This is a genomic window from Enterococcus sp. DIV1375a, from assembly GCF_051712205.1.
Taxonomy (GTDB): Bacteria; Bacillota; Bacilli; order Lactobacillales; family Enterococcaceae; genus Enterococcus; species Enterococcus faecalis.
Genome location: NZ_JBIOOM010000001.1, coordinates 2,219,969 through 2,237,170, shown reverse-complemented (window position 1 = coordinate 2,237,170; position 17,202 = coordinate 2,219,969). Strand labels below are relative to the sequence as shown.

General features: G+C 38.2%; 15 protein-coding genes and 2 pseudogenes. 16 read left to right on the top strand and 1 reads right to left on the bottom strand.

The features are described 5' to 3' along the window. Positions 1-44: 44 nt before the first annotated feature. The 7 genes and pseudogenes from IGJ63_RS10865 to IGJ63_RS10835 all read left to right on the top strand — a co-directional run bounded on the left by IGJ63_RS10865 (position 45) and on the right by IGJ63_RS10835 (position 9,468). Positions 45-437 (top strand): conjugal transfer protein, encoded by a 393-nt coding sequence (locus IGJ63_RS10865; protein ID WP_002324554.1) that lies wholly within the window; start codon positions 45-47, stop codon positions 435-437. After that, a complete protein-coding gene (locus IGJ63_RS10860) occupies positions 421-2,868 on the top strand; it encodes an ATP-binding protein (RefSeq protein ID WP_002324553.1) in 2,448 nt (815 codons plus the stop codon). Before IGJ63_RS10865 ends, IGJ63_RS10860 begins: the two co-directional genes overlap by 17 nt. Continuing rightward, positions 2,868-5,036, top strand: a complete 2,169-nt coding sequence (locus IGJ63_RS10855; RefSeq protein ID WP_011860840.1) for a CD3337/EF1877 family mobilome membrane protein — start codon at positions 2,868-2,870, stop codon at positions 5,034-5,036. Before IGJ63_RS10860 ends, IGJ63_RS10855 begins: the two co-directional genes overlap by 1 nt. Next, positions 5,033-6,034 (top strand): bifunctional lytic transglycosylase/C40 family peptidase, encoded by a 1,002-nt coding sequence (locus tag IGJ63_RS10850; protein WP_002324551.1) that lies wholly within the window; start codon positions 5,033-5,035, stop codon positions 6,032-6,034. The genes IGJ63_RS10855 and IGJ63_RS10850 overlap by 4 nt, the downstream gene beginning before the upstream one ends. Beyond that, positions 6,031-6,963, top strand: coding sequence for a conjugal transfer protein (locus tag IGJ63_RS10845; RefSeq protein WP_002324550.1), 933 nt, complete (start codon positions 6,031-6,033; stop codon positions 6,961-6,963). Before IGJ63_RS10850 ends, IGJ63_RS10845 begins: the two co-directional genes overlap by 4 nt. Positions 6,964-7,257: 294 nt before the next feature. After that, positions 7,258-9,178, top strand: a pseudogene (gene tet(M), locus IGJ63_RS10840) (tetracycline resistance ribosomal protection protein Tet(M)). Between the two features lie 101 nt (positions 9,179-9,279). After that, positions 9,280-9,468, top strand: a complete 189-nt coding sequence (locus IGJ63_RS10835; RefSeq protein WP_425268173.1) for a cysteine-rich KTR domain-containing protein — start codon at positions 9,280-9,282, stop codon at positions 9,466-9,468. A 58-nt stretch (positions 9,469-9,526) separates the two neighbouring features. On the opposite strand, the gene IGJ63_RS10830 is transcribed toward IGJ63_RS10835, so the two are convergent. Next, the gene (locus IGJ63_RS10830; protein ID WP_002324548.1) at positions 9,527-9,880 is read right to left on the bottom strand and encodes a helix-turn-helix domain-containing protein; all 354 of its coding nucleotides are present in this window, start codon (positions 9,878-9,880) and stop codon (positions 9,527-9,529) included. Positions 9,881-10,381: 501 nt separating this feature from the next. Here IGJ63_RS10830 and IGJ63_RS10825 point away from each other — a divergent pair. The 9 genes and pseudogenes from IGJ63_RS10825 to holB all read left to right on the top strand — a co-directional run bounded on the left by IGJ63_RS10825 (position 10,382) and on the right by holB (position 17,121). Next, complete coding sequence (locus IGJ63_RS10825; protein WP_002324547.1) at positions 10,382-10,807, top strand: RNA polymerase sigma factor; 426 nt, start codon at positions 10,382-10,384, stop codon at positions 10,805-10,807. Beyond that, positions 10,804-11,034, top strand: coding sequence for a helix-turn-helix domain-containing protein (locus IGJ63_RS10820; protein WP_002334012.1), 231 nt, complete (start codon positions 10,804-10,806; stop codon positions 11,032-11,034). Before IGJ63_RS10825 ends, IGJ63_RS10820 begins: the two co-directional genes overlap by 4 nt. A gap of 617 nt (positions 11,035-11,651) precedes the next feature. Next, the gene (tndX, locus tag IGJ63_RS10815) at positions 11,652-13,253 is read left to right on the top strand and encodes a site-specific resolvase TndX (protein ID WP_002324544.1); all 1,602 of its coding nucleotides are present in this window, start codon (positions 11,652-11,654) and stop codon (positions 13,251-13,253) included. Positions 13,254-13,260: 7 nt separating this feature from the next. After that, positions 13,261-13,527 (top strand): annotated as a pseudogene (locus IGJ63_RS10810) (cobalt ABC transporter permease); the annotation flags it as partial. A gap of 11 nt (positions 13,528-13,538) precedes the next feature. Continuing rightward, positions 13,539-14,201, top strand: coding sequence for a thiaminase II (tenA, locus tag IGJ63_RS10805; protein WP_002362330.1), 663 nt, complete (start codon positions 13,539-13,541; stop codon positions 14,199-14,201). Positions 14,202-14,376: 175 nt separating this feature from the next. Further along, positions 14,377-14,973 (top strand): recombination mediator RecR, encoded by a 597-nt coding sequence (recR, locus tag IGJ63_RS10800; RefSeq protein WP_002356363.1) that lies wholly within the window; start codon positions 14,377-14,379, stop codon positions 14,971-14,973. Positions 14,974-15,181: 208 nt separating this feature from the next. Next, positions 15,182-15,820: a dTMP kinase gene (tmk, locus tag IGJ63_RS10795; RefSeq protein ID WP_002356366.1), complete on the top strand. Its 639-nt coding sequence runs from the start codon at positions 15,182-15,184 to the stop codon at positions 15,818-15,820. A 19-nt stretch (positions 15,821-15,839) separates the two neighbouring features. Next, complete coding sequence (locus tag IGJ63_RS10790) at positions 15,840-16,169, top strand: cyclic-di-AMP receptor (RefSeq protein WP_002356367.1); 330 nt, start codon at positions 15,840-15,842, stop codon at positions 16,167-16,169. Position 16,170: 1 nt separating this feature from the next. Then, positions 16,171-17,121, top strand: a complete 951-nt coding sequence (gene holB, locus IGJ63_RS10785) for a DNA polymerase III subunit delta' (protein ID WP_438746464.1) — start codon at positions 16,171-16,173, stop codon at positions 17,119-17,121. Positions 17,122-17,202 lie beyond the last annotated feature (81 nt).

Below are 17,202 nucleotides of genomic sequence, written 5' to 3'. Positions count from 1 at the left end.
GTAGCTTAAACAGCTATCCCTATTTTTATGAAAGGATTGATTCTATGAAGAAAATACGAAGCTATACCAGTATTTGGTCTGTTGAGAAAGTGCTGTACTCCATAAACGATTTTAGACTTCCGTTTCCCATAACCTTTACGCAAATGACGTGGTTTGTCGTGTCACTGTTTGCGGTTATGATACTTGGCAACGTGCCACCTCTTTCCATGATTGAGGGAGCATTTCTCAAATACTTTGGGATTCCTGTCGCTTTCACATGGTTTATGTCTACAAAAACCTTTGATGGTAAAAAGCCTTATGGATTTTTAAAGTCTGTCATTGCTTATGCACTGCGACCAAAGCTGACCTATGCAGGGAAAAAAGTAACCCTTGGCAGAAATCAGCCACAAGAAGCCATTACAGCAGTTAGGAGTGAATTTTATGGCATATCCAATTAAATACATTGAAAATAATCTGGTCTGGAATAAAGATGGCGAATGTTACGCCTATTATGAGCTTGTTCCTTACAATTACTCATTTCTAAGTCCAGAACAGAAAATACAAGTGCATGATTCTTTCAGACAGCTTATCGCACAAAATCGTGATGGCAAGATTCATGCCTTACAAATCAGTACAGAATCCAGCATACGTTCAGCACAAGAGCGTTCTAAAAATGAAGTCACTGGCAAGCTCAAAGCGATTGCCTATGACAAAATCGACCAACAGACAGACGCTTTAATATCCATGATTGGCGAAAATCAAGTGGATTACCGTTTCTTTATCGGCTTTAAGTTGCTTCTCAACGATCAGGAGTTTTCCATGAAAAGTCTTACCGTTGAAGCCAAAAATGCTTTGTCTGATTTTGTCTATGATGTGAACCATAAGTTAATGGGAGATTTTGTCAGCATGAGTAATGATGAAATCCTGCGTTTTCAGAAGATGGAAAAGCTCTTGGAAAATAAAATCTCTCGTCGTTTCAAAATCCGCAGACTGAATAAGGACGACTTCGGCTATCTGATTGAACATCTTTACGGACAGACAGGTACAGCTTATGAAGATTATGAGTATCATCTATCAAAGAAGAAGCTGGATAATGAAACCTTGATTAAATACTATGACCTCATCAAGCCTACTCGCTGTTTAATAGAAGAAAAACAGCGATACTTGAAAATCCAGCAGGAAGATGAAACCGTCTATGTGGCTTATTTTACCATTAACAGTATTGTCGGAGAGCTGGACTTTCCATCAAGTGAAATTTTCTATTACCAGCAACAACAATTTACCTTTCCCATTGACACGTCCATGAATGTGGAAATCGTGGCAAATTGTAAAGCATTAAGCACCGTTCGCAATAAAAAGAAAGAGTTGAAAGATTTAGATAATCACGCATGGCAAAGTGATAATGAAACCAGCTCCAATGTGGCAGAAGCCTTGGATAGTGTAAATGAGCTGGAAACCAATTTAGACCAATCCAAAGAATCTATGTACAAACTCTCTTATGTGGTTCGGGTTTCTGCTAATGATTTGGACGAGTTGAAACGTCGCTGTAATGAAGTGAAAGACTTTTACGACGATTTGTCTGTGAAACTGGTTCGACCTTTTGGCGATATGCTGGGCTTACATGAAGAATTTCTGCCAGCAAGCAAAAGATATATGAATGACTATATTCAATATGTAACTTCTGATTTCCTCGCTGGACTTGGCTTTGGTGCTACGCAAATGCTGGGCGAAAATGAAGGGATTTATGTTGGCTATAGCTTAGATACAGGACGCAATGTGTATCTCAAACCAGCGCTTGCCAGTCAAGGGGTTAAGGGTTCAGTAACCAATGCGTTAGCGTCGGCTTTTGTTGGCTCGCTGGGTGGTGGTAAATCCTTTGCGAATAACCTTATCGTCTATTATGCAGTGCTTTATGGAGCACAAGCAGTGATTGTTGACCCAAAGGCGGAACGTGGCAGATGGAAAGAAACGCTTCCAGAAATCGCTCACGAGATTAACATTGTGAATCTCACTTCTGATGAGAAAAGCAAAGGACTGCTTGACCCTTATGTAATTATGAAAAATCCAAAAGATTCTGAATCACTGGCTATTGATATTCTGACATTCCTTACAGGGATATCCTCACGAGATTCTGAACGTTTTCCCGTACTACGGAAAGCGATTCGTGCAGTAACCAATAGTGAAGTGCGTGGACTTCTTAAAGTCATTGAGGAATTGCGGGTCGAGGGAACACCAACAAGCACCAGTATCGCTGACCATATCGAGAGCTTTACGGATTATGATTTTGCACATCTCTTATTCAGTGATGGCTATGTCGAACAATCTATCAGTCTTGAAAAACAGCTCAACATTATACAGGTGGTGGATTTGGTATTACCTGATAAGGAAACAAGTTTTGAGGAATACACGACAATGGAACTATTATCCGTTGCTATGTTAATTGTCATTAGCACCTTTGCGTTGGATTTTATCCATTCAGACAGAAGCCTTTTCAAGATTGTAGACCTTGACGAAGCATGGAGTTTCTTACAGGTGGCACAAGGTAAAACCTTATCTATGAAGTTAGTAAGAGCTGGACGTGCTATGAATGCAGGTGTCTATTTTGTTACTCAAAATACAGATGACCTTTTAGATGAAAAATTGAAAAATAATCTTGGTTTGAAGTTTGCCTTTCGTTCCACTGATATCAACGAAATTAAAAAGACCTTAGCTTTTTTTGGAGTTGACCCAGAGGACGAAAACAATCAGAAGCGACTTCGTGACTTAGAGAACGGACAATGCCTTATCAGTGATTTATATGGTCGTGTCGGTGTGATACAGTTCCACCCAGTCTTTGAAGAATTACTTCATGCTTTTGATACCAGACCGCCTGTGAGAAAAGAGGTGTAATGATGGTACAGAAATTAAAATCAAACTGGACTCTGAAGCGTCTAAATAAAGTGGCAATGACAGTGGTTTTATCACTCGTGATTGCCATTTTTCTTTTAGCAATGTTGGGAACAGTGGTTCAAGCTGCGGGCTTGGTAGATGATACGGTCAATGTAGCAAATGAATACAGCCGATACCCACTTGAAAACTATCAACTGGATTTTTATGTTGATAATAGCTGGGGCTGGCTACCGTGGAACTGGTCGGACGGGATTGGAAAACAGGTCATGTATGGACTATATGCTATTACCAATTTTATTTGGACAATCAGTCTTTATGTTTCCAATGCGACTGGCTACTTAGTTCAAGAAGCCTATTCCCTCGACTTCATTTCTGCTACAGCAGATTCCATTGGCAAGAATATGCAGACCCTTGCAGGAGTTACGCCTAGCGGACTATCAACAGAGGGATTCTATGTTGGATTCCTCTTACTCTTGATTTTGGTTCTTGGGGTTTATGTTGTCTATACAGGACTGATAAAAAGAGAAACTACAAAAGCGATTCATGCCATTGTGAACTTTGTCATGGTATTTATCCTATCAGCTTCCTTTATTGCCTATGCTCCCGACTACATTAAAAAAATCAATGATTTTTCATCAGACATCAGTCAAGCCAGCTTATCATTAGGAACGAAAATCGTCATGCCCCATTCAGACAGTCAAGGAAATGACAGTGTGGACTTGATACGTGACAGCCTATTTTCCATACAGGTTCAACAACCGTGGCTACTGCTTCAATACAACAGTTCAGACATTGAAAGTATTGGTGCTGACCGTGTGGAAAGTCTACTTTCAACCAGTCCAGACAGTAATAATGGAGAAGACAGAGAAAAAATTGTAGCAGAAGAAATCGAAGACAGAAACAATGTGAACATGACGATTACAAAAACTATTAACCGTTTGGGTACAGTCTTCTTTCTCTTTGTATTCAATATCGGGATTTCTATATTCGTATTCCTACTAACAGGAATCATGATTTTCTCGCAGGTACTTTTTATCATCTATGCCATGTTTCTACCTGTTAGCTTTATTTTAAGCATGATTCCGTCCTTTGATGGTATGTCAAAACGAGCCATTATCAAACTCTTTAATACCATTTTGACACGAGCTGGAATCACGCTGATTATTACGACAGCCTTTAGTATTTCAACCATGCTCTATACCTTATCGGCTGGTTATCCGTTCTTTTTGATTGCCTTTTTACAGATTGTGACCTTTGCAGGAATCTACTTCAAACTGAGCGATTTAATGAGTATGTTTTCGCTTCAAAGCAACGATTCTCAAAGTGTGGGAAGTCGTGTGATGAGAAAACCTCGTATGCTTATGCACGCTCATATGCACCGCCTACAGCGTAAACTTGGACGCTCCATGACAGCTTTAGGTGCTGGCTCTGCCATTGCCAGTGCTACAGGAAAACAAGGACAGTCGGGTAGTTCTGGTAGGACACAAGCAGATCACACCCGTCCAGACGGACAGGAAAAATCAACACTTGGAAAACGTATCGGACAAACAATCGGAGCAGTTGCTGATACCAAAGATAAAATCGTTGATTCTGCTGGTAATCTCAAAGAACAGGTTAAGGATATTCCGACCAATGCAAGATATGCAGTGTATCAAGGAAAATCCAAAGCAAAAGAAAATGTTCGTGACCTAACTTCCAGTATTTCTCAAACCAGAGCAGACAGAGCCAGCGGACGCAAGGAACAGCAGGAACAAAGACGCAAAACCATTGCAGAGCGTCGCTCTGAAATGGAACAGGTCAAACAGAAAAAACAGCCAGCTTCTTCCGTTCATGAAAGACCAGCTACTAAGCAAGAACAATCTCATGATGGACAGACCGCAAAACAATCTTCTATTCAGACTTCACGCATGGAATCTCAACAAGCCAAACAGGAGCGTCCAGCAGTTAAGTCCGATTCTTTAAGTTTAAAAGCGGAACGACAAAACCGTACTACACAAGAAAGAACAGTTCAAAAGCCAGCAACTTCAACTACACCAGCAGACAGAGCTTCACAACGTCCAGTCACAAAAGAGCGTCCGTCTACTGTTCAAAGAGTTCAAAGCCAAAACCTTAGAAATAGACCACCAATAAAATCCGCCACTATCAAGAAAGGCAGTAAGAAACCATGAAACTGAAAGCTTTAGTGATTGGTGGTTCTGGGCTATTCTTGATGGTCTTCTCACTACTTCTGTTTGTTGCCATTTTATTTTCAGATGAACAAGATGGCGGTTTTTCAAACATTCACTATGGCGGTGTGAATGTTTCCGCAGAAGTGCTGGCTCATAAGCCTATGGTAGAAAAATACGCTAGAGAATATGGCATTGAAGAATACGTTAATGTACTGCTTGCTATTATACAGGTGGAATCGGGCGGTACTGCCGAAGATGTTATGCAGTCCTCGGAATCCCTTGGTCTACCACCCAATTCATTGAGTACAGAAGAATCTATCAAGCAAGGTGTGAAGTATTTCAGTGAATTATTAGCCAGTAGAGATAGGCTCGGTGTGGATTTGGAATCGGTTATTCAGTCCTACAATTATGGCGGTGGCTTCTTAGGGTATGTGGCTAATCGTGGAAACAAATATACCTTTGAACTGGCTCAAAGTTTCTCTAAGGAATATTCAGACGGCGAAAAAGTGTCCTATCCCAATCCAATAGCCATACCCATCAATGGGGGCTGGCGATATAACTATGGCAATATGTTTTATGTTCAGCTTGTTACGCAGTATCTTGTCACAACTCAATTTAATGATAATACGGTACAAGCCATCATGGACGAAGCACTGAAATATGAGGGTTGGAAGTATGTCTATGGCGGAGCTTCCCCGACTACTTCATTTGATTGTAGCGGACTGACACAATGGACGTATGGCAAAGCTGGGATTAAATTACCACGAACCGCACAACAACAATATGATGTGACCCAACATATCCCACTATCCGAAGCAAAAGCTGGCGATTTGGTTTTCTTTCATTCTACCTATAACGCTGGCTCTTATATTACTCATATCGGGATTTATTTAGGCGATAATCGAATGTTTCACGCAGGAGACCCTATCGGCTATGCCGACTTAACAAGCTCCTATTGGCAACAGCATTTAGTAGGAGCAGGACGAATCAAACAATGAGAAAGGAAGATTCAATGATGAAATTCAGAAAAAATCAGAATAAAGAAAAACAGATACCAAAGGAAAAGAAACCTCGTATCTACAAAGTCAATCCTCGTAAAAAGGTTGTGATTGGCTTATGGGTGCTTTTAGGGCTTAGTTTCAGCTTTGCAATATTTAAGCACTTTACAGCCGTTGATACCCACACCATTCACGAAACAACCATCATAGAAAAGGAATATGTTGATACTCATAATGTAGAAAATTTTGTAGAGAACTTTGCGAAAGTTTACTATTCATGGGAACTAAACGACCAGTCCATTGATAATCGTATGGAAAACTTAAAAGCCTATCTGACAGAGGAACTTCAAGCTCTCAATATTGATACAGTCCGAAAGGATATTCCTGTATCGTCTTCTGTAAGAGGGGTTCAGATATGGATGGTAAAAGCAGATGGCGAAAACCAGTTTGATGTGACCTATAGTGTAGACCAGTTGATTACAGAGGGGGAAAATATAAAGACCGTCCATTCTGCTTATGAAGTGACAGTCTATGTAGATGGTTCTGGAAATATGGTACTGACTAAAAACCCGACCATTACCAGCATACCTAAGAAATCAGACTATAAACCAAAAGTCATTGAAAGTGATGGTACAGTTGATTCCATTATGACAAATGAAATCATTGAGTTTCTAACGACATTCTTCAAGCTCTATCCTACAGCAACAGCGAGTGAACTTTCTTACTATGTGAATGATGGTATTTTGAAATCTATCGGAAAAGATTATATTTTTCAAGAACTCGTGAATCCTATCTACAATCGTAAAGATAATCAAGTCACGGTATCACTGACAGTAAAGTATCTCGACCAGCAGACCAAAGCAACGCAAGTATCTCAATTTGATTTGGTGCTAGAAAAAGTAGGAAATAACTGGAAGATTATAAAATAACTTTTAGTACATGGTTATAGCTATTTTGTAACCACGTTCTCCTTTGACAAAAAATCGGATATATCTTTACAAATATACTCTTATGTGCTAATGTTAATATAAGTATATAAAAGGAGTTAATAAATATGCGGCAAGGTATTCTTAAATAAACTGTCAATTTGATAGTGGGAACAAATAATTAGATGTCCCTTTTTAGGAGGGGTTAGGAGGGGTTAGTTTTTTGTACCCAGTGATAAGAGTATCTGTCACTGGGATTTTTTATGCCTTTTTGGCTTTTGAATGGAGGAAAATCACATGAAAATTATTAATATAGGTGTTTTAGCTCATGTTGACGCAGGAAAAACTACTTTGACAGAAAGCTTACTATATACTAGTGGAGCGATTGCGGAGTCAGGAAGCGTGGATACAGGCACAACAAGAACGGATACTACATTTTTAGAACGTCAGCGAGGAATTACAATTCAGACAGCAGTAACCTCTTTTCAGTGGAAAGATATTAAGGTAAATATCATAGATACTCCAGGACATATGGATTTTTTAGCAGAAGTATATCGCTCGTTATCAGTTTTAGATGGGGCAATCCTACTAATTTCTGCGAGAGATGGAGTACAAGCACAAACTCGGATATTATTTCATGCACTAAATAAAATGGGTATTCCCACAATCTTTTTTATCAATAAGATTGACCAAAATGGGATTGATTTATCAACGGTTTATCAAGATATTAAAGAGAAACTTTCTATGGAAATTATAATCAAACAGAAAGTAGAGCTGCACCCTAATGTGTGTGTGATGAGCTGTACGGAACCTGAGCAATGGGATGTGGTAATAGAAGGAAATGATTATCTTTTGGAGAAATATACACTTGGGAAATCATTGGAGATATTAGAACTCGAACAAGAGGAAATCAGAAGATTTCAGAATTGCTCCTTGTACCCTGTTTATCATGGAAGCGCAAAAAGCAACATAGGGATTGAGCAGCTTATAGAAGTGATAACGAATAAATTTTATTCATCAACATACAGAAAGAAGTCTGAACTTTGCGGAAATGTCTTCAAAATTGAATATTCGGAAGAAAGACAACGTCTTGCATATGTACGCCTTTATGGCGGAATCCTGCATTTGCGGGATTCGGTTAGAATATCGGAAAAGGAAAAAATAAAAATTACAGAAATGTATACTTCAATAAATGGTGAATTATGTAAAATTGATAAGGCTTATTCCGGGGAAATTGTTATTTTGCAAAATGAGTTTTTGAAGCTAAATAGTGTTCTTGGAGATACAAAGCTATTGCCACAGAGAGAGAGAATTGAAAATCCGCTCCCTCTGCTGCAAACAACTGTTGAACCGAGCAAACCTCAACAAAGGGAAATGTTACTTGATGCACTTTTAGAAATCTCCGACAGTGACCCGCTTCTACAATATTATGTGGATTCTACGACACATGAAATCATACTTTCTTTCTTAGGGAAAGTACAAATGGAAGTGACTTGTGCTCTATTGCAAGAAAAGTATCATGTGGAGGTAAAAATAAAAAAGCCTACAGTCATTTATATGGAAAGACCGTTAAAAAAAGCAGAGTATACCATTCACATCGAAGTGCCACCGAATCCCTTCTGGGCTTCCATTGGTCTTTCTGTAGCACCGCTTCCATTAGGGAGCGGTGCTACAGTATGAGAGCTCGGTTTCTCTTGGATACTTAAATCAATCGTTTCAAAATGCAGTTATGGAAGGGATACGATATGGCTGTGAACAAGGATTGTATGGTTGGAATGTGACGGACTGTAAAATCTGTTTTAAGTATGGCTTATACTATAGCCCTGTTAGTACCCCAGCAGATTTTCGGATGCTTGCTCCTATTGTATTGGAACAAGTTTTAAAAAAAGCTGGAACAGAATTGTTAGAGCCATATCTTAGTTTTAAAATTTATGCACCACAAGAATATCTTTCACGAGCATATAACGATGCTCCTAAATATTGTGCGAACATCGTAGACACTCAACTGAAAAATAATGAGGTCATTCTTAGTGGAGAAATTCCTGCTCGGTGTATTCAAGAATATCGTAATGATTTAACTTTCTTTACAAATGGACGTAGCGTTTGTTTAACAGAGTTAAAAGGGTACTATGTTACTACTGGTGAATCTGTTTGTCAGCCCCGTCGTCCAAATAGTCGGATAGATAAAGTACGATATATGTTCAATAAAATAACTTAGCACATTTTATATTGTTATATAAATGTGGCTTCTTGTTAAACGAAACGAGATGAAATATTCTTTAATACAGATTTGAATTAAATGTAAAGGAGAAGATAATTATTATAAACTGTGAGTGGGTACTGTGTCCCATCTGTGGAAATAAAACACGTTTGAAAATAAGGGAAGATACTGAATTGAAGAACTTTCCTCTCTATTGTCCTAAATGTAGACAGGAAAATTTAGTTGATATAAAGCAGTTCAAGTTAACTGTGATTACAGAGCCAGACGCAAAGACGCAGAGCCGATAATCTGAGATTAGCATTCTCATTTTATCGGCTCTTTCTGTTTTATGTATTGTTATTATGATTAGTTTTTGATGTTTCTTGATTCATTGATACCACTAGCTAAGGCTTCAATCAACGATAGTTCTTTATCTGTGAAGTTATCCAGTAGTTTTTCTACCTGTAATCTTCGGGTACTTTTCGTCAGATCATTATGAGGTAAGAAAAACTCATCAACGGACACATCAAGTAATGATACAAGGTCATAGAGGACTTGTATGCTTGGGTGTTGCCCTTTATTTTCAATATTAGTTAGGTAACGTGGGTCAATCTCAATCAATGCTCCCACTTGTTCACGAGTTAAACCTCGCTTCATTCGAGCTTCTTTGATTGCTAAACCAAAGGCTCTAAAATCGAATTTATCTTCTTTCTTACGCATAATAGACCACCTCTATACATTTTACTGTTCCTGTTGAATTTGAAACAGGTATAGAAAAACGTGTTAAATAGTTTTTCAGTTCCTATTAAATTACATTCTTAAAAGCACTACTCAACTTCAATAAAAAAACCGTTGTTTGGAAATGCTATTCGTGCTGTAAAAATATAAATCTCACTTTCAAATGGCGGTTTAATGGAGATAAACGTCGCCATGAGATATATTACATATAGTCTGATTCCTAGGTTGTTATCAAAAAAAGTTATCCACCAGCAATAGACAAATACGTCTATCGATGTGGTTTTATACATCATATAACAAGAATAATTAAAGCATATAAACAGAGAAATCAATCTGTCTATGTGCTTTTTTTGTATCTCTGGATATTTTTTAATGTTTTTTCAATTCTTAATGCAACAAATCGCCCTTTCACATTGGGAGTAAGAGTGAAAGGAGATAAAAGAGCAAAGCTCACTTCCTTTCCAAAGAAAGGGGGTGAGAAACATGAAACCATCTTCTTTTCAAGAGAGAATTGAACATCAGTTTGATTTTATCTGTATGCGAGCTATGGACGACGAGCGGAAGAATTATTTCCTTTATCTTTCAAGGCTGGCAAAGCGTGAAGTGTCCTTTTCGGATATTGGCGATTATCTCGTCAATCAGTTTGCAACGACAGACAGCTATTCATCTGATTTTCAAATTTTTACGCTCAATGATATTTCTGTTGGTATCGAAAATGATTTATTGAGTGAAGCACTAAAAGAATTGCCAGACAAGAAGCGTGAAATCCTACTGCTGTTCTATTTTATGGACATGAGTGATTCAGAAATAGCGGATTTACTGAAATTGAACCGCTCTACTGTCTATCGACATAGAACCAGTGGACTAGACTTAATCAAGAAGTTTATGGAGGAGGAAAATGAAGAATGAGAAAAGAATATTCCAGAATTCCGTTTCCAATGATTGTAAGGGCTTGTGATGGCGATACAGAAGCGATTAACCAGATTCTTCATCATTACAGAGGGTACATTACAAAACGCTCTCTTAGACTGATGAAAGATGAGTATGGCAATCAAAGTATGGTCGTTGATGAAGTTTTACGTGGACGAATGGAAACCAGACTGATTACAAAAATCCTGTCATTTGAAATTGAGTGACACTGCCCTATTTCTTTGTTCCTTGAAAACTGAATAATAGCAGTCGAATACATTTCGATAAGAAAAGAGCCAGCGGAGCTGACCGCCATGACCTATCCCCTAAAGATAGCGAGCGATTCAGTCAATGATCCAAGAAGCAATCTTTAGCAGGATTGCCAGCGAAGACATTCCTATCGTGATAATGATACTCCTGTACAGTCACAGTCCGAGCGTTCAAAGCGTCGCAGGCAATGAGTACAGTTGGACGAGAACCGTGCAAGGGTGAAATTCCCGTGAGCTTTGCTAAAGCTGTTCGATTGCTTGTAAAACTCCATGCTGTTTCTGTTTTATGTAGAAGCAGTATAACCGTGATTATCTTTGCAACAAAGTGAGGTGAAGCTATGCAAGAGAATAGTCAAAATAAAACTATGTGTATTGATAATACAAAATTTTATGTGATTTCAAAATTTATAGGAGCTGTAACACTTCAACATCTTATAAAGAGATTGATAAAAAATGAGGTAGGACAGGTCGTTAAATGACACTAAAACAGTCAAATAAATAGCTGAAACCCCTATGAGGGCGTGGTATAATGGAATGGATATGAGTTGTTTGTTTGCTGTGGAAAGGAGCTTACATTGTTAAAACAGCAAGCAAATAATAAAGAAAAAGTTGCATTATACTCTCGCCTTTCACGAGATGATGGGTTGGACAAAGAAAGTAATAGCATTGCTAATCAAAGAGAAATGTTGAAGCGATATGCGAAAGAAAACAAGTTTTATGTATATGATGAGTACATTGATGATGGATTCAGCGGAACAACTTTTAACAGACCTGCATTGAATCGAATGTTTGAAGATATTGAAGCAGGAAAAGTTAATGTAGTTCTGGTCAAGGATATGTCACGTCTAGGACGGAACAATGCACTATTCATGTACTATGTGGAAGAAGTTTTTCCAGATTTAGATGTTCGCTTTATCGCTATCAATGATATGGTTGATACTGCACAAGATGATAACGAAATTATGCCCTTCAAATCTGTCTTGAACGAATATTATGCTCGTGATATATCAAAGAAAATCCGTAGTTCAATACGAACAACAGCTTTGACTGGCGGTTTTACAGGTGCATTTGCTCCTTATGGTTATTTAGTTGACCCAGAGAACAAAAAGAAATTGATTGTTGACCCTGAAACAGCGCCGATTGTGAAGCGGATTTTTGAATTATCACAACAAGGTACAAGTACACATCAAATCGCAAGGATACTTTGTAAAGATGGAATTTTAGTTCCTAGAGCCTATCGAGCAAAGAAAAAAGGGATTTTGGAGCAAAGCAAAGGATTTACGTTTCCTACTGATTGGGTTGGAAAGAATGTTAAGATGATTTTGGAAAATCAAGTTTATCTAGGACACATGGTATCTCATAAATCACAAACCAAATCATTCAAGAACAAGAAAATCGTTCCTGTGCCAAAAGAAGATTGGATAGTGGTTGAGAATACTCATGAAGCTATTATCGATAAGGAAACTTTTGAGATAGTACAAAAATTTATTAGTGTAAAGAAACAGCCTAACAAAACAGGGAAACCCAATATCTTTGTGGGATTGGTTAAGTGTCCAGATTGTGGAAGAAATTTAGCGTATTCCAATCCAAACGGAAATGAACCAAGATTCCGTTGCAGAACATACGCAAGAAATACCGAACTTTGCACTACTCACGCAATTTCATACAAAGCTTTATATGAAATTGTTCAAAATGATATTAAAAATCATGTAAATAGTATGGAAGAACTAGGAGACCATTTTATCAAAGAAATGCGAGAGCTAAGTGAAACGAGCGGAAGTCAGAAGATTCATCAATTCAACCAAGAATTAGTTTCCTTAGAGAAACGGATTGATGAAATAGACAGTATTTTTACCAAACTTATAGAGCAAAATGCTTTAGGGAAAATAACTGATGAAAGATTCTCTAAAATGTCTATGAACTATGAAACTGAACAAGCAGAGGTAGTGCAAAGCTATAGAGAATTAAAGTCAAAAATAAAATCCGAAGAGGAGAAAGTACAGGGTACGGATAGATTCCTTGAAACTATTAGTAAATACAAAGATGTTACAGAGTTAAACCGTTCTATGCTGTGTGAGCTGATTGATTCAATTTACGTGTATCAAGCAGAGGGAATCGGTAAAGAACGTACTCAAAAAGTAGAAATCAATTATAGGTTTCTAGCAGTGTCTCATTGATACATTCTCTGAAGTGAAAAGAGAAATTAATGATTTAAAAGAAGCGAGCCTACTCCGTGGCAAAACGTTTCATTTTTGGTCGCCGATGCTTTATGTTAAAACACTGCTCGTTGCTGTTTCTTGGCGAGATAAATATACGGAAGCAATGTCCGCCCATGGCTATGAAGAAGGAGCCACCAGAAGTCGAAAAGAGCATTTTGTGTCAGCAAAAGTCAGTCTTGGGCTTGCTATTTTGATCATCATTTTTACAAATTTGTTTATTTTTCTAACGTAAAGGAGAAACCTATGACATTTACAGAACAAGCCAAAGAACAAGCGCAAGCTTCTTGGCAAGGAAGTTTTCAGCATCCTTTTATCACAGAGTTACATGAAGGAACCTTGAGTCCAACGATTTTTCGCTACTATTTAATTCAAGATCATTACTATTTAAAACACTTTAGTCAACTTTATCGCTTGATTGCGGCACAAACGCAACAACCTCGATTGAAAAAATTACTCTTAACAAATGCGGAAAATCTCGCGTTGGGCGAATTAGCTATTCGTGAAACTTTTTTTGAAGAACTAGCGATTACGGAAGAAGAGGTTGCAGCGACACCGATTGCACCAACCGCGTATCACTATGTTTCTCATATGTATCGCCAACTTATTGAAGGAACGCCTAAGACGGCCGCAGCAAGTATGTTGCCTTGTTCTTGGCTCTATCAAGAAATTGGTGCACAGTTAGTCAAACAACACTCACCAGAGCCACTGTACCAACGTTGGATTGAAACCTATGCTGGGGAGGAAGCGTACCAACACGTCCAAGAGGAACGCCAACTGTTAGACCAATTATATGAAGAAAGTTCACCACAAGAACAAGCAGCTATGATCACCGCTTTTGTTATCAGCAGTGAGATGGAATACGCTTTTTGGGAAATGGCCTATACACACGAAACCTGGATTGGTTAATACAAAAACAAGTCGTTTAGTGCTCGTAACTAACGACTTGTTTTTGTATTAGAAAGCAGTAATTGTCAGTTGCTTTTTTGACAGGGCGTGATAAGATATTCAGTGACGCAAAATCTGTTGTAACTCGCTCAGTAATAACAGAAACGCCTTGCTAAGAAAGGACTGTAGAAGCCTCATGAATTATCCAGAACCGATTGCAAAATTGATTGAAAGTTATATGAAATTACCAGGAATTGGTCAAAAAACAGCGACACGGCTTGCTTTTTATACAATTGATATGAAAGAAGAAGATGCTAATGCTTTTGCAAAAGCGCTAATTAGTGTCAAGAGAGATCTCCATTTCTGTAGTATTTGCGGAAATATTACTGAAGAAGATCCTTGTGAAATTTGCCAAGATAAAAATCGTGATCGTAGTATTATTTTAGTAGTGGAAGAGCCAAAAGACGTTATGGCAATGGAAAAAATGCGTGAATATCAGGGCTTGTATCACGTGCTCCACGGGGTGCTTTCACCGATGGAAGGAACAGGACCAGAAGATATTAATATTGCCTCTTTGATCAAACGATTGCACGATGATGAAGTGAAAGAGGTCATTATAGCAACCAATGCTACCACTGAAGGAGAAGCGACGGCGATGTATTTATCACGGCTCATTAAACCAGCTGGAATCACCGTTACTCGTTTGGCACACGGCTTGTCTGTCGGCAGCGATATTGAATATGCAGACGAAATAACCTTGCTAAAAGCAGTCGAAGGGCGTCGAGAAATTTAAAAGAAACATCGTTGGAAAAAGAGGTTGAAATCGAAGTAGGTCGTTTCTGTGAGAAAATGTCGCAGTTCAAGCTTTTCCGTACTTCTTTTTCAGTTTCTTTTTTTCAGCGGATGTATCACTTTAAATAGGACATAAGGATTTCAATTAGACTGATAGAGCAAGATGAAGTATAATAGATACAAGTAAAAATTGATTGGAGTTTTCGCACGTGCAGGGTATTTTTATCACATTTGAAGGTCCAGATGGCGCTGGCAAAACCAGTGTTTTGAAGGAAGTTTCTGAAAGATTAGCTAAAGAGTCAAAACGAAAAATTGTCACCACAAGAGAACCAGGCGGCATACCGATTGCCGAAAAGATTCGAACAGTTATTTTAGATCCAAGAAATGACAGAATGGATGAGCGAACAGAAGCTTTACTTTACGCAGCTGCTCGTCGTCAACATTTAGTGGAAAAAATCTTGCCAGCTTTGGAAGCGGGTCATTTAGTCCTATGTGATCGTTTTGTTGACAGCTCATTAGCCTACCAAGGCGCTGGGCGTAGAATTGGGATTGCCCCCATTGCTTCAATTAATGCGTTTGCGACAGAAGGTGTCTCACCAGATTTTACAATTTATTTAGACGTTGACTCAGATACTGGCTTACGGCGGATTCAAGAAAATCGAACACAGCAAATTGATCGCTTAGATTCAGAAGGATTAGAATTTCATCAACGTGTTCGTCATGAATATTTGAAATTAGCAGAAGAAAATCCACAACGTATCAAAAAGATTGATGCACGGATGAGTTTAGAACTTGTCGTAGAAGCAACGTATCAGGCGATTATTGAACGTTATCCAGAAAACTTTTAATTATAGGAAGGTGTAGACCATGAAGATTATTTTAGCCATTGTACAAGACAAAGATAGTAACCGATTAGCCAACGAATTTATTGATGCCAATATTCGTGCTACAAAATTATCCTCAACAGGTGGATTCTTAAAAGCGGGAAACAGCACATTTATTATTGGGATTGATGATGAACGTGTCGACGAAACATTAGCTTTAATTAAAGAAACATGTCAATCAAGAAAACAATATGTTTCAACACCTGTGACTTTAGATATCACAATGGATGGCCAAATTCCTTATCCTGTGGAAGTTGAAGTAGGCGGCGCTACTTGCTTCGTCTTACCAGTTGAAGGATTCCATCAATATTAAGATGAATGAAGCGCAACAGCTACAGCAAATGCAACCTTTGCTGTACAAGCAACTCCAAAAAAGTTTTGAGCATGGTCGTCTTGCCCATGCTTATCTTTTTGAAGGAGATACAGGAACTGGAAAACAAGAATTTGGCTTATGGATGGCGAAACATGTCTTTTGTACGAATTTAGTAAATCAACAGCCTTGTAACGAATGCCATAATTGTGTGCGGATTAATGAAAATGAACATCCAGATGTTTTAAGAATTGCGCCAGATGGGCAAACCATCAAAGTGAACCAAATCCGTGAATTAAAAGCGGAGTTTTCTAAAAGTGGGGTCGAGACTGCTAAAAAAGTTTTCTTAATTCAAGAAGCAGATAAAATGAGTACCGGCGCAGCCAATAGTCTCTTAAAACTTTTAGAAGAACCAGAAGGACAAATTTTAGCTATTTTAGAAACCACTTCGCTTTCTCGAATTTTACCAACGATTCAATCACGATGCCAAACCTTACATTTTCAACCATTAGTCAAAAAAACATTAATTGATCGCTTAATCAAACAGGGGATTGGTGAAAAGACTGCAACCCTTTTAGCTGAGCTGACAAATAGTTTTGAGAAAGCAGTTGAAATCTCTCAAGATGAATGGTTTAATGAAGCTAGGGAAATCATTTTGCAATGGTTTAATTATCTAAAAAGTAATGATTTACAGGCATTTATCTACGTTCAGAAGAAAATGGTCAAAGTATTTAAGGAAAAAGAACAACAAGCGCTTAGCTTTGACTTGCTCATGGTTTATTACCGTCAATTATTGGAAGAAAGTGTTGCGACACAGCAAGCCAAAAAAGTAACGGAAGAGCAGGCGGAACGGTTGGCGCTAATTTTGAAAGCACGCCAAAAATGGACTGCCAATGTTAGTTGGCAAAATGTTTGTGAACAATTAGTTATCCAAATGATTCACCCTAAATCATAAAGGAAAAAAGTGCCAAGTGGCATTCAGTTTCATAATATAGTAGGAACTTAGTTGTTTCAGCAAGTTCCTTAACCGATTGAA